The following is a 13,146-nucleotide window of genomic DNA, read 5'->3' as shown; positions in this document are numbered from 1 at the left end:
GAACTTTTGCTTTGTCACAGGATGTCGCTACAGGGTCAGGAGTGTGGTGATCTGATCCTAATTTCGGCTAAAAGTTCGATTTATTCAACAAAGCCCCTGGAAAGTAAACAGATGCCCCGGCGCAATACTGATATTGTCCGCCAGTGCCCGCTCGCTCAGGCGCTGGCTGTCAATACCCGGCGGTAATTCAAGCCACAGAAAATATCCCCCGGGATGGCAGTGGATGGTTACCGCCTCTGGCAAGGTGGCCGCCAGCAACGCCCGGGCATATTGCTTACGCTGATGCAGCGTATGGCGCAGGCGCTTTAGGTGGGCATCGTAGCGCTGGGTCGCCAGATATTCCGCCACCGCCAGCTGCATGGGTGAGCTGGCAGACAAAGTGCTCATAAACTGCATTTGCTGGATGCTGCGGGCATATTTCCCGGCGGCCACCCAGCCGATGCGAAACCCGGCCACCAGACACTTAGAAAACGACGCACAGTGTAATACTTGCCCGGCATTATCCCAGGTTTTGGCCGGCAGTGGTTTTGCCACCCCGTCGTACAGTTCACCATAGACGTCATCCTCAATCAGCACCACCTGATGCCGGGCCAGCAGGGCCACCAGATGTTGTTTTTTTTCCGGGCTGAGGCTGTAGCCGGTGGGGTTCTGATGGGTGGTCATCAACCAGCAGGCTTTTACCGGCCAGCGGCTGAGGGCGGTTTCCAGTGCCGCCATGTCGATCCCCTCACCGGCGGTGGATGGGATAGTCACCGGTTTAAGGCGCAAACGCTGGATTGCCTGAAGGGCGCCATAGAAACACGGCGTCTCGACAATGACATAATCCCCCGGCGCGGTGACCGCGCTCAGGCTCAGGTTCAGGGCCTCCAGGGCCCCGGCAGTGATGACGATTTCAGCCGCATCCACCGCAATCCCCTGCTGGGCATAGCGCCGGGCAATGGCGCGGCGCAGCGGCAGGCTGCCGGGCGGGAGATAATCCGCCACGCTGTAGGCGGTGGCGCTACTGCTGACGCGCGTCAGCACCTGGTTGAGCTGGCGATGGGGGAATAACCCGGGGTCCGGAAAGGCGGAGCCGAACGCCACCATGCCCGGGCGGCAGCTGGACTGTAAGACATCAAAAACCGCCTGGCTGATTCCCTGGATATCAGCCGGGGAATCACTCCCGGCCTGTGGCCCGGGCCCGTCGCTGACTGGCGGTGCCAGTGTCGGGCTCACGTAGTAGCCGGACTGCGGGCGCACCTGGATAACCCCCTGACGCTCCAGTTGCTGGTAAGCGTGCGTGACGGTGATCAGGCTGGTGCCCGTCAGGGCCGCCTGCTCCCGCAGGGAGGGTAATTTATCCCCGGGAAGCCAGGCACCGAGGGCTATCTGGTGCTGGATACTGGCCGCGACCTGCTGGTATTTTTTCATCGTCAGTACAATGCAGACTAGTCAAAAAGCGGTGTGGGCTTCCCGTCATCGTCAACCGCCACAAAGTTAAACTGGCCGTTGATCACCGCTTCGCTGCCGTCCTGGTACATACTTTCGAGGAAAACGGTGACGGTAACCGTCAGGCTGGAATTGCCCACCCGGGTGACTTTCCCCACCAGTTCGACAATGGTGCCGGAAGGGATAGGGGTCTGGAAGTTGATCTTTTCCGTGGAGACCGTGACCAGGCGCTTACGGCAAAAGCGGGTGGCGGTCACAAAGGAAACTTCATCCATCCAGGCCAGCGCCGTGCCGCCAAACAGCGTTGAGTGGTGGTTAATGGTGGGCGGGAAAACGACTTTGGCGACGCGGCTTTCGGAATAGGCAATTTTTTGTGCGATAAACTCGGGATCGTGACGACTCATAGTGGATCATATTCATTACAAAATGTGATGGATATGATAACAAAAAAAGGGCCAAAACCCGAGCGCTATTATTCCCGGGGGGCTGGGGTGATTTTTTGCGCTGCCGCCCCGTGATGCTGGCGTGCCTTACTGGCCGCCCGGTACGCGTTAACCTGCTGCACCGGATGGCGGGAAGCGCGGTAAATCAGCCGCACCCAGCGGCGTTCATGCTGGCGGTCACTGAAGTGCGGGGCGTGGCTTTCCAGATAATCCGCCAGTTTGCCCGCTTCCCCCCTGGCCGCCAGCGACTCGGCGTAGTCGAGCTGCATTTGCGGGCTGTTCATCACCCCCTGCCCCTGGAGATCGAGAATACGCCGGTCATCCTGCAACTGTTGCAGTACCTCAAACCACTGTTCATATTGTTGCGGGGCCAGGGTGGCCCGGTGATCCATCGACGCAAAGCAATTGTCCGCCAGCGTCCACTGGCGCTGGGCAATCGCCACCTGGGACAGTTGCGTTAACAGATCCCGGCCCGCTAAGCCGTTAATCAGCTCAGGCTGGTTAACCACCTGCCAGGCAATGTCCAGCGCCCCGATTTCAATGGCCTTCTGCGCCACCGATATCAGGCAGCGCCGATCCGGCGAGCGTTCACAGCCCGCCTGCCAGCGTTCCAGGCGCTCCCGGGTATGGACCTCCGGCAGGCGCAGGGGCAGTTTTTCCAGCGCCGCCTGCAGCCGGGGATTATCCGGTTGGGTACGCATCTGGTGGCGCAGCACCTGGCGGGCCTTACCATCATGCCCGGCCTCATGCCAGGCCTGGGCCACCGCCAGGGTAAGATCGACATTCCCCGGCACCAGCGCATGGGCATGGCGGTAGTTTTCCAGGGCAGACTGCTGATCCCCCCGGGCCAGCGCCTCTCTGGCGCGGACCAGATACGGATACACTTTAAATTGCTGGTAATCGGTCAGCCCGGGGGGCATCACCAGATCATCGCCGGCCAGGGCATTTCCCCCCAGCAGCAGTACCAGCAGCAGGCTCCAGACAATGCGCATTACAACGCCCCTGCGCTTAGTGCCGCAAACATAAAATGGTTGATCCCCTGCTGGCTGAACAAGCCTTCCATGGTGGGCTGCATTTGCCGCTGGCGCCGCAGTGCGTTGGCAACCGCATCTTCACTGACCACGTTCTCTTCCACCAGAAACTCCCCGAACATCAGGTCACTGTGTTCATAACGCAGCAGCAAGGTATGCAGTACCGACGGGTTAATATACGCCTGGCTTATCAGCACTTCCGCAAACAGCACCTGGCCGGCAACATACTGCTGCCACAGTTGCTCACCCTGCACCGCGCTGAACAACCCCATTTCAACAGCCCTGACCACACACGCGTAGTGATCTTCCCGGCGGTGGCTGTACCAACGTCGCACCCCGACAACCACCTGGCCTGGTGGGGCAATCACGTGTTTTACCGGCATGCCGATTTTACGCGCCATCGCCGCCAGGGATACCGGGTCGAGCGGGCTCTCCCGGGCAACAATTAACGTCCCCCGCTCGGTGCGCAGGGGCAATACCGCATAGTGAAGGGCAACCCGGGCCGGGACCAGTTTGATCATCTGCGGGTCCAGTTTACGGCAGTCGACATCTTCCGCCGATATTCCCGCCTGGTGCGCCAGCGCCGATGCTAGCTGTTGCGGGGTAATTACCCCCTGGCGCACCATACTGCTTCCCAGACGCACGCCGTTTATCCGCCGGGACAGGCTCTCTTCCAGTTGCGCCGGGGTTATTACCCCCTGGGCAATTAATATCTGACCAAGGGGCGTGGCATCCCGGCGCTGAATCCTCTGGGCCGGAAAGGAGTGGTGGCTCTTGTCACGGATCCATTTGCGCATATCCCGGTCAGTGAGGAAGCGCCAGATAGCACAGCACCAGGCGCTGATACTCACCACCAGGGACCAGAACAGGCGCGCGACACTGCCCACCCCCTGCCAGACACCGTACGCCACCGCCACAAACAGCGCCCGTTGTATTATCCGGTTGAGTAGCAGCACGCCATTTGCCACCAGCAGCCCCATCAGTAACCGGCTGGCGCTGAATACCCCGAGGAAGTGCCAGGCATCCGCGACACTGTGTTCATATACCCATACCGCCCCAAGCTGAAGCAGGCACAGCGCGATCAGCAGCGATAGCGCGCTGACCAGTACCCCCTTGCGATCCCGCCACAGGAAATAGTTCGGCCACAGGTGCTGGCTCCAGCGCAGACGATTGTGCCCCTGAAAGGCACTGCTGGCATTCCAGCGCGCTTTCTGGCGCACGGCACTGCAAAAGGTGCCCGGCAGGTAACGGCGCACACACATCAGTTGCGGGATAGGGGTCAGGAACCCGGCCGCCATAAAACGGTCCCCGGTCTGGGGTACTTTCATGCGGCAGAATATTTCCCGCATCCCGCGGCGGCGCAGAATAAATCCGGTTTCATAATCGACCGCCATGCTGTCGATATTAAAGGCAACGCCGTCGCCTTCCTCCAGCAAGGCCATGATTGCCCGCCGGCTGATGCAGCATCCGGCACCGGTGCGGGTAACCTGCCCGGTCAGTGCGGCCCGCACCGGCAGCAGTTTGCCCTGTAATTCCGCAAATTTATCGATATAGCTCAACCCGCTGAATTGGTACCAGCGGCGGGCGTAGGGATAAATAGGAATACGCACCACATCGTGATACCCCACCAGTTGGCCGAACAGTTTGAGCTCCTGGGCCATCACCACATCCTGGGCACCGTGCAACACAAACCCGGCAAAGGTGAAGCTCGCCTGGCGTTCAAAACCGAATACCGCATCCAGCAGGCTATTCAGGCAAACCGCTTTTGATGGCCTGGCCGACGGCACGCACTCCACATGATGGACATTAGAATAGGCGGCACAGATTTCCTGCACCTCAGCGGTGGTGGCCGGATCGTCCCGGTAGGTGCCAACAAAAATATGGTAGTTCTCATAATCCAGCTCCCGGGTTGCCAGGCGGAGCATCTGGCCAATCACCCCCGCCTCTTGCCAGGTGGGGATCAGGATAGCGAGTGGTTTTTCACGGGGATCCGCCGCTGAGGGGAACGGCACCGGCCGGGAAATGCCGCTGCGGCATGATTTTCGACACCAGTAGAGAATATCCACCAACAGATCGTCCAGCCCGTTGATCAGCATCAGCGATGCCAAAATAATCAGCCCGATTTTGAGGAAATACAGCCAGGTTGTCAGTGTATCGATCAGGCTAATCATAAATGCGTTTGGGCCTCAGCAACCCGGAAAGGAAAAACAGTGCAGGACAATAGAACCATAAAAAATAGTGAACTCAGGCGATGGTCGCTGCCTATGATAGTAGATCCTGGTCACACTTTAAAATCTTATCCGTCAGAAAAGCATTAAACCTTCTTTTTATAATTCAATGCTTAACAATTAAAACATCCCGATAACGTTCTGGCCGCCAGGCCCCTCTCTCCGGTGAACGGCGAGGGGCTGGCGGTAGGGTTAACGGTCAGGCCGCGGGGATGGCGAAGCGAATAACGGGGATGCGTTACCGGCCACGTTTAGACGGCAGGGTTTTCAGTAAATCCTCCGGGGTAATCTCCGCCACCACGCTCCCCGGGAGGGGCATTTTCAGGACGTGATTTTTTATTTTGCCAATGACATGCATTTCACAGGGTTTGCAGTCAAATTTCAGGGTTAATACCTCATCCTGATACACCAGCTGCATCGGCGTGGCGCGCCAGGCTTTAACCTCTTTGACCCCTTTAGCTTCCTTCGGGCACATATTGAAGGCAAAACGCAGGCAGTGTTTGGTTATCATCACCGGCACTTCGCCTTTCTCCTGGTGCGCTTCATAGGCCGCCTCAATCAACGTGACGCCGTAACGTTGATAAAACTGACGTGCTTTCTGGTTATAGACGTTGGCCAGAAAGCTGAGCTGGCTATCTGGAAATACCGGCGCCGGTTGCGCCACCGGCTTGCGCTGGCCCCGCTGCCAGGCGGCTTCCCGGGCGGCATCCAGCGCTGCGATGGTCTGGCGGCGCAGCTGGTTAAGCTGGCTGTTAGGCACAAACAGCGCCCCGGACAGCGTGATATTCACTTCCCGGGGGTAATACAGGGTCTGGCCCAGTTTGCGCAACCCGTCTTCCAGGGTACTGTGCGCGTTTTGCGGGTTATTGGCCGGGCTGAATGGCCCATCCAGATACTGGGTCACCGAGATACCGTCTTCACTGGTGGCGGTAAGCATCAGTTGCTCCTGCCAGCCGCCGAGGGCCAAATCCACCGCCACCCGCCGCTCGCTGGAGGTCTTTAACAGCGCCTGCTGCCAGTTGTGGTCAAGGTTGCGGTTAAGCACATGATGGGGGCGCAGTTTGTGGAGATCCGCGGGCATCTCATTGGGCCAAATCCGGTAGCGATCGGCGGCGGTCTTCTCCACTGTATTGGCCCGAAAGCCGACAATATCGCGCTTTATCAGCACATTAAGCCCATCACCGTTGGCCAGAGGCTCACGCACCTGAACATCGAGGTACTGTTTCCCCACCGCCAGCACTTCCCCCACCGGCAGGCCGATAAACTTCGGCGAGTCAAAAGCACCGATATCGCCCTGGCGGCCGTGAATAAAGTAGTCGGTACTGCCCCGGTGGAAGGTTTTATCCGCTGAGGGGATAAAAAAGTGCTCGGTGCGGCCCGCGGACGCCCGGGACAGATCGCTGCGGCGCGCGATGATCCTGTCGAGCTGCTGGCGATACAGCGCGGTGATGTTCTTCACATAGCTCATATCCTTGTAGCGCCCTTCGATTTTAAACGAGCGCACCCCGGCCGCGATCAGTGCCTCAAGGTTGGCGCTCTGATCGTTATCTTTCATCGACAGCAGGTGTTTTTCATAGGCCACTACCCGCCCCTTATCGTCCTTCAGGGTATAGGGCAGCCGGCAGGCCTGGGAACAATCGCCGCGGTTGGCGCTGCGCCCGGTCTGGGCGTGGGAGATATAGCACTGGCCGGAATAGGCCACACACAGGGCGCCGTGAATAAAGAACTCTATGGTGGCGTCCACCTGGTCGTGGATATCTTTGATTTGCTGTAGATTCAGCTCCCTGGCCAGGACTATCTGGGAGAACCCCACATCCGATAAGAAACGGGCTTTTTCGACGCTGCGGATGTCACACTGGGTACTGGCGTGGATCTCAATCGGCGGCAGATCCAGCTCCAGCAGGCCCATATCTTGTACTATCAGCGCATCAATACCGGTGTCGTACAGCTGGTGGATAAGCTTACGGGCCGGTTCCAGTTCGTTGTCGTGCAGGATGGTGTTCAGGGTAACAAAAATACGCGCCCCGTAGCGGTGGGCGAAAGGGACCAGTTGCGCAAGGTCCTGCAAGCTGTTCCCGGCGTTATGGCGGGCGCCAAAGCCGGGGCCGCCAATATAAACCGCATCGGCCCCGTGGAGAATCGCTTCGCGGGCAATGGCCGTATCGCGGGCCGGGCTGAGTAATTCAAGATGAGAGCGCTGGCGCATCGTGGTTATTATCCAGACTGACTGAAAGGGCATTATTGTAGTCATAAGTGCCCGGTTCAGAAACCCCTTTCCCCCGGCGCCCGCTGCGGGGCTGAAAAACACTGGCGGCGGCGGTATTGCCGGCGGGCTATTTTCCCTGGCGCGCCGCCCGTAACTGCCCGGGCGTGCAGCCATACACCGCTTTAAACCGGTTACTGAAATGGCTGGAAGAGTTAAACCCACATCCCAGGGCTATCTCCGTCAGGCTGAGCGGGCTGTGGCTGAGCAACTGCTCGGCTCGCGCCATCCGGCGCTGCATCACATACTGATGGGGCGCCATATTGACCGAATGGCGGAACATACGGGCAAAGTGAAACTCACTCAGCCCGGCAACGGCCGCCAGTTCGCGCAGGGTTAATCCCCCGGACAGGTGCGATTCTATCCACTCCTGCGTACGGCGCAGCACCACCGGGGATAAGCCACCGGTGATCCGCGGTAGCCGCCACTGTACGGTACTGTAATGGCGCACAACATGGGTCAGCAATAAGGTGGCGGCGCTGGAAAGCTGCAATTGATTGGCGGGCTGCCGCCAGTTGCAGTCCATTAAAAAGTGCCGATAGAGCCGGGAAATGCCGCCATCGTCAAAAAAGATCTTTTCATCAAGCTGTAGCTCCCGGGCGCTTTTATCCCAAATTTGCTCGGCAATGGTGATCAGGTGGTTATTACGGCAATAGAGATGCACAAAGCCCAGCTCACCGCGGATATCCCATTCGGACTCGCTGTCCTCCGGCATCAGGCAGGCTTTGTCCGGGCCGCCGCCATTTTGCCAGCCGTACCGGGTGCGGTGGTATGTCTGGTAGCCATCCGCCACGTACAGGCTGATGGTGTGATGATCGCTGTGCTGATGCACCCGGTCGTTGCGGTTAGACCACGCCGCCAGTTGCAGGCCATTATCCAGCCAGACGTTATCGTGCAGCCTGGCTTTACAACGGCTGAGGTTATCAAAGTAGTTATAAGACTCTGCGGCCATCGGCGACTCATCCCCGGTAAAGATGCGCCCATATTACCTGGGTTGGCGCGACTTGTGCCGGGAGCACAGAAAAAAAGCGCAAGATTTTGCAATAACCGCAACCCGCTGCAAGTGCCCTCCCCGCCATCCCACCATACTGCCGCTCTCAAACACTGGCGGAGAATACCCATGAACCTGTTTTTATATGCCCTGGTGGTTGCCATCTGGGGGACCACCTGGATTGCCATTGTGATGCAGCAAGGCAGCGTCCCGGCACCGGTGTCGATTTTCTGGCGTTTTGCGATTGCCAGTAGCGTGATGCTGGTGGCCATGACATTGACAAAACGCCTGCGCCCGATGGCCCGGCGTGATCATCTGTTTTGTCTGCTCCAGGGGGCCTGCGTGTTTTGCTTCAATTTCTGGTGCTTTTATCAGGCGGCCACCTTGATCAGTAGCGGGCTGGAGTCGGTCATTTTCTCAATGGCGGTGCTGTTTAATGCCATTAACGGCTTTCTCTTCTGGGGGCAGCGGCCACCGGCGCGCTTTTTTGCCGCCGCTATCATGGGGCTAAGCGGGATTGTCGCCCTGTTTTGGGAGGACCTGGCCCACAGCCATATGGCGCCTGCGCTGCTGGCGGGTATCGGGCTGAGTGCACTGGGCACGTATGGTTTTTCCCTCGGCAATATTATCAATTTACGCCACCAGAAACGGGGGCTGGACACCCTGACCACCAATAGCTGGGCCATGTGTTACGGTACCGGGATCATGGCGCTGATTGTTATCCTGCGCGGGGACAGTTTTGCCCCTTACCTCACCGGGCACTACCTCGGGGCACTGATCTATCTGGCGCTATTTGGCTCGGTTATCGCTTTTGGGATCTACTTCACCCTGGTACGGCGGATCGGTGCCGGGCCAGCGGCATACAGCACGCTGCTGTTCCCGCTGGTGGCGCTGACCATTTCAACCTTCTTCGAGGGATACCGCTGGAATGTGCCGGGGATTATCGGGCTGGCCCTGATCCTTACCGGCAACCTGGTGATGTTTGCCAAACCCGGCTGGTGGCAATGGCGCGTCAGCCAGCGAGCCTGACGCCGGCGCCGCTGAGTGACCAACAGGTGACCGGGCATCCCCGGTCACCGCGTTTAGCGCTTCACCTCAAACATCGACGCGTCGGTGGCCATATCATCGATCACCTGTTTCAGCGTGTCGAAAGTCATCGGGGTATGTTCATTGGCCAGATCCTCACCGTTGCCGGAGCGGACCACTTTAATAACCGGTTTCCCGGTGGCCGCGTCAATCACCTCCCCTTCAAAATAGAGGCGGGTGTTCATGGTGCGGTGGCCCGTGGCCGCCTGGGTACCGGCCACTATCATCGCCACCGGCACCACTTCATAGAACTGTAGCCCTTCCCGGGAGCTGTCCACCCCGGTTATCGCCCCGCGGAAAATCAGGCTGTGGGGGCCGGGGTGGTCAACAAGGTTAATGCGTTCTGCGGCACTGGCTTTCAGGCGCTGGTTCGCGTAGGCCAGTAACTGATCAAGGGTGCGCTGGCCAATCTGGCTGGAGGGCTTCGGCACCGGGTAATAGCTCATTGGTTGGTATACCAGGGTATCGTATTTACTGACATCAAACCCCGGGGCCACCCAGCGCAGTATCGGTTTACCGCTGGCGGAGGTTGTCTCACGCAATTCACTGTAATTTTTCAAAAATCCCGAGTATTTTTCCGCCGGTGTGTGCGGCGAGCTACACCCTCCCAGCATCAACATCCCTGCCACTAATGCAATCCGTACCGGCGATAAACGCACTCTCATAAATAAACCTCAACAAACAGCATAAAAAAACGGCGTAATATCAGCCGCTAACCCGCGTATGACGATAAACGATGGTGGCAATAACCGTGACACACTAAAAGCCAATTCTGAGAGGGAGTTAACAAAAGCAATCGCCCCGCTGGGGGGCGATGAGCGGGATCAGGCCGGTTTACGCGCCAGCAGGGTGGCAAAACGCAGTTTAATACGGTTACCGTTGGCATCGGTACGGTGCAGCTCGCCGGGATCTTCATTATATTTGATAAGTTCCCAGCCGCGATAATAGTCACGCAGTTCCCCTTCCCGGAAGGCAAACGGGAAACCTACCGTGCAGGGGAAGTCGGCGGTGTCCATCGCTGCCACGATAAGGTTATAGCCCCCGGGCAGCGTAACCTGCTGCATATCCCGGATAAGCCCCGGAATGGTCCCGGGGGCCAGGAACATCATGACCACGGTGGACAACACAAAGTCCCAGTTCCCCTGCGGGTGGAACGCGTTTAAGTCCGCCACCCCGGCATGGAGATTTTCCAGCCCTTCTTCGGCGGCAATACGCACCACATTGTCAATGCTCTGGGCATTCCTATCCCATGCGGTCACGTCAAAGCCATTGGCGGCCAAATAGAGGCTATTACGCCCATTGCCGCAACCCAGATCCAGCGCTTTACCACCGTGCAGGTAGTTAACCGCATTCAGCACCTCTGAGTGGGTACGGGTCAGGCCATATTTTTCAGTAAAGTAATTTTCATCACGTACAGTCATTTCGATTCCTTATCCGGGGAGATAACCTGCACCGGCGTGCGTACAATCAATTTCCCCTGCACCAGCAATAGCGCAGTACGCAGCAGCAACACCCCGATTATCAGATTAGTAAAGATAAACAACGGTAGCGCTATCCACGCCAGCGCCCCGCCCGGTGCATTGTGGCCAAGATGGAGCGCCGTGGCGGCAAGAGAAGAGACGCCGAATGAGAAACTCCAGAACCCGGCATTGAACGGGTTAACCGTATACCAGGGGAACAAACGGATCATAAACAGCAATTGCAGCAGCCCATAGCCGAACAGCATTTTGGCAAAAACATCTGCGGTCCCGCCGTTAAGGCTTAGCCAGGCGCTACAGGCCACGAATGCCGGGGCCATCTGGATCCCCAGCGATGTCCGCACCGCGGACGGCATTTCATTGACACTGCGCAGTCGGTAGAGGATAGCGGGCTCAAGGCTCAGCCATGAGAAAACCCCCGCCCCGAGAAACAGAATACCGATATCGTGATACCCCAGGGCGCCGCACGCCATGGCGCTGATAAAATTATTCGCCACCGTGGGCAAATACAGGCCCGGGGTGGTCGCCTCTGCCGGATGCCCGCCGCGCCATAACCCGCCGCTTTGCCAGGCGGCATAAATCAGTTGCGCCGTCACCGCCACACTAAATAACCCCACGCTCAGCGGGCGCGCCAGCGGGACCAGCGCAATCGCCACCAGCATGGTGGTGGCCGGAAACAGGCTAACAAAACTGCTTTGCAGCGGATGGCGTATCTCATCCAGCACGTACCGGGGATGGCAGCACAACCGGGTGAGCCAGGCCAGCGCAAGTAACAGCCAGATAGTGATAGCCAGCCCGATCAGCAACAGGCCGGGGGCCTCGGGAAGTGGCCAGATAGTAGCGGCATAGCGCCAGGCCTGCCCCATACCGATAATACCCAGCACCATACCAAAATAGCCGGAAGGCAGATTAATATTGCCCCGCGACTGACCGCCAGACGGGGTATCCGGCCGGTGTTGCCCACAAAAAAACGTGTCATTTTTATTGAATATATAAAATGTATTTGAAAGGCATTTTAATCTATCGTGAACCAAATCACCATACATCCGGCGCCCCTCAGGGGTTTTTCGCCCGCCGCCCCCTGCGTGAATGCACAAAAATAGTGAATCAAGAACATTCCTGGTGCATTTTCAACAAAACATCAACACCACACTGGCGGCGATTGCCCTAATCGGGTGCCTGATCAGAATAATACTCTGCTATAACTAAAAAAATAGGTTAACACGCCGTAATAAATGCACATGCCAACATAGATTTCATTTTTCCCAATTTGCGGACAACGCTATCGCATTACATTAAATTAACTTTATAGTAACATTTTGTGATGGTGCTGTGCCCGCCGCCAGTGGCGGGCCACACCGTGACAGGCAGGGGCAATCCCACTCGCGTGGGGGCCCCTTTTTATGGCATCCACAGGCGTATCCAGCGCATATCGAGATAAAAAAGAACGCCCGCCCGCAGGTGCCGGTCGCGGTCAGGGCTGCTGCTATCTCTCAAGGGGAAATATGGGCTCTCAATATATGAAAAAAATCACGATCATGGATTCAGATCCCCTGATAAACACCAGCCTGCGGTGGTTATTAAAAGATAACCAAATAACCGTGGCGGGATGCCTGCATAATTTTTCTGCTTTGTTTCTTATGCTCGAAGATAGCCACACCCATACCATCATTATGGATATCTTCGACAATCAGCACTCGATAACCGAGTGTTTTGCATTAATTCGCCGCCAGTGGCCAGTGCTGAAAAAGCACCACATCATTATATTTACCGATGTCGATTGTTGTGTGTTTATCAAGCAATTACTGGCATTCGAAAAAGTCACCGTGGTGTCCAAAAAAGACAATGTGGACTTTTTACTAAGCGCGGTAATTAACGGATTCAGAGAGCAGCACCGCATCAGCCCCGGTATTCAGCGTATTTTAGAACACAGCGATATTCCCCAACTTACCCCCAGTGAGTTACAGGTGTTTTTTCTGTTATATGACCAGAAGCCGCCTCAGGAAATATCAAAAATACTTGGTATAAATTACAAAACAGTGCAATACCACAAAATGAACATTGCTAAAAAATTCGGAGCAGAAAACTCAATACATCTTAGGAAGGTGCGAACAAGTTCCTGATATGAGATCATCATATTCATCCGGAGCGCATCCCAGAGGGACATCATGAGCCATCAACTCACCTTCGCCGATAGT

Annotated in this window: 11 protein-coding genes; 2 read left to right on the top strand and 9 right to left on the bottom strand. The window is 57.1% G+C overall.

Translation table 11 applies throughout. The annotated features are described in order from the left end of the window. Nucleotides 1-84: 84 nt before the first annotated feature. From F9C28_RS18515 to F9C28_RS18490, 6 genes are all read right to left on the bottom strand, one after another. Nucleotides 85-1,410, bottom strand: coding sequence for an aminotransferase-like domain-containing protein (locus tag F9C28_RS18515; RefSeq protein WP_199016764.1), 1,326 nt, complete (start codon nucleotides 1,408-1,410; stop codon nucleotides 85-87). A gap of 17 nt (nucleotides 1,411-1,427) precedes the next feature. Further along, the gene (locus F9C28_RS18510) at nucleotides 1,428-1,832 is read right to left on the bottom strand and encodes an acyl-CoA thioesterase (RefSeq protein WP_199016762.1); all 405 of its coding nucleotides are present in this window, start codon (nucleotides 1,830-1,832) and stop codon (nucleotides 1,428-1,430) included. Nucleotides 1,833-1,900: 68 nt separating this feature from the next. Then, nucleotides 1,901-2,863: a tetratricopeptide repeat protein gene (locus F9C28_RS18505; protein ID WP_199016760.1), complete on the bottom strand. Its 963-nt coding sequence runs from the start codon at nucleotides 2,861-2,863 to the stop codon at nucleotides 1,901-1,903. Then, a complete protein-coding gene (locus F9C28_RS18500) occupies nucleotides 2,863-5,073 on the bottom strand; it encodes a glycosyltransferase (protein ID WP_199016759.1) in 2,211 nt (736 codons plus the stop codon). The genes F9C28_RS18505 and F9C28_RS18500 overlap by 1 nt, the downstream gene beginning before the upstream one ends. 295 nt (nucleotides 5,074-5,368) lie before the next feature. Beyond that, nucleotides 5,369-7,336 (bottom strand): peptidase U32 family protein, encoded by a 1,968-nt coding sequence (locus F9C28_RS18495; protein ID WP_199016758.1) that lies wholly within the window; start codon nucleotides 7,334-7,336, stop codon nucleotides 5,369-5,371. 127 nt (nucleotides 7,337-7,463) lie between these two features. Further along, nucleotides 7,464-8,345: a helix-turn-helix domain-containing protein gene (locus F9C28_RS18490; RefSeq protein ID WP_199016757.1), complete on the bottom strand. Its 882-nt coding sequence runs from the start codon at nucleotides 8,343-8,345 to the stop codon at nucleotides 7,464-7,466. A gap of 168 nt (nucleotides 8,346-8,513) precedes the next feature. On the opposite strand from F9C28_RS18490, the gene F9C28_RS18485 reads away from it, so the two are divergent. Continuing rightward, a complete protein-coding gene (locus F9C28_RS18485; RefSeq protein WP_199016756.1) occupies nucleotides 8,514-9,413 on the top strand; it encodes a DMT family transporter in 900 nt (299 codons plus the stop codon). A 53-nt stretch (nucleotides 9,414-9,466) separates the two neighbouring features. Here F9C28_RS18485 and F9C28_RS18480 read toward each other — a convergent pair whose 3' ends face one another. The 3 genes from F9C28_RS18480 to tehA form a co-directional block, all read right to left on the bottom strand. Next, nucleotides 9,467-10,135 carry a DUF3313 domain-containing protein gene (locus F9C28_RS18480; RefSeq protein WP_199016755.1) on the bottom strand — a complete coding sequence of 223 codons (669 nt, stop codon included), beginning with the start codon at nucleotides 10,133-10,135 and terminating at the stop codon, nucleotides 9,467-9,469. Nucleotides 10,136-10,294: 159 nt separating this feature from the next. After that, nucleotides 10,295-10,891, bottom strand: coding sequence for a tellurite resistance methyltransferase TehB (tehB, locus tag F9C28_RS18475; RefSeq protein ID WP_199016754.1), 597 nt, complete (start codon nucleotides 10,889-10,891; stop codon nucleotides 10,295-10,297). Next, a complete protein-coding gene (gene tehA / locus F9C28_RS18470) occupies nucleotides 10,888-11,862 on the bottom strand; it encodes a dicarboxylate transporter/tellurite-resistance protein TehA (RefSeq protein ID WP_332909429.1) in 975 nt (324 codons plus the stop codon). Before tehA ends, tehB begins: the two co-directional genes overlap by 4 nt. Nucleotides 11,863-12,351: 489 nt before the next feature. On the opposite strand from tehA, the gene F9C28_RS18465 reads away from it, so the two are divergent. Next, nucleotides 12,352-13,071, top strand: a complete 720-nt coding sequence (locus tag F9C28_RS18465) for a helix-turn-helix transcriptional regulator (RefSeq protein ID WP_199016751.1) — start codon at nucleotides 12,352-12,354, stop codon at nucleotides 13,069-13,071. The last annotated feature ends 75 nt before the right edge of the window (nucleotides 13,072-13,146 follow it).

The sequence above is a fragment of the Shimwellia pseudoproteus genome (genome assembly GCF_016415625.1).
GTDB lineage: Bacteria > Pseudomonadota > Gammaproteobacteria > Enterobacterales > Enterobacteriaceae > Shimwellia > Shimwellia pseudoproteus.
The sequence above is the reverse complement of the archived record's forward strand: the minus strand, read 5'-3'. Positions and strand labels throughout refer to the sequence as shown.

Coding starts and splice junctions, on each gene's coding strand:
- tehB (WP_199016754.1), bottom strand. CDS start 10,891: ATGACTGTACGTGATGAAAATTACTTTACTGAAAAATATGGCCTGACC.
- F9C28_RS18505 (WP_199016760.1), bottom strand. CDS start 2,863: ATGCGCATTGTCTGGAGCCTGCTGCTGGTACTGCTGCTGGGGGGAAAT.
- F9C28_RS18500 (WP_199016759.1), bottom strand. CDS start 5,073: ATGATTAGCCTGATCGATACACTGACAACCTGGCTGTATTTCCTCAAA.
- F9C28_RS18465 (WP_199016751.1), top strand. CDS start 12,352: ATGGCATCCACAGGCGTATCCAGCGCATATCGAGATAAAAAAGAACGC.
- F9C28_RS18510 (WP_199016762.1), bottom strand. CDS start 1,832: ATGAGTCGTCACGATCCCGAGTTTATCGCACAAAAAATTGCCTATTCC.
- F9C28_RS18490 (WP_199016757.1), bottom strand. CDS start 8,345: ATGGCCGCAGAGTCTTATAACTACTTTGATAACCTCAGCCGTTGTAAA.
- F9C28_RS18485 (WP_199016756.1), top strand. CDS start 8,514: ATGAACCTGTTTTTATATGCCCTGGTGGTTGCCATCTGGGGGACCACC.
- F9C28_RS18515 (WP_199016764.1), bottom strand. CDS start 1,410: ATGAAAAAATACCAGCAGGTCGCGGCCAGTATCCAGCACCAGATAGCC.
- F9C28_RS18480 (WP_199016755.1), bottom strand. CDS start 10,135: ATGAGAGTGCGTTTATCGCCGGTACGGATTGCATTAGTGGCAGGGATG.
- F9C28_RS18495 (WP_199016758.1), bottom strand. CDS start 7,336: ATGCGCCAGCGCTCTCATCTTGAATTACTCAGCCCGGCCCGCGATACG.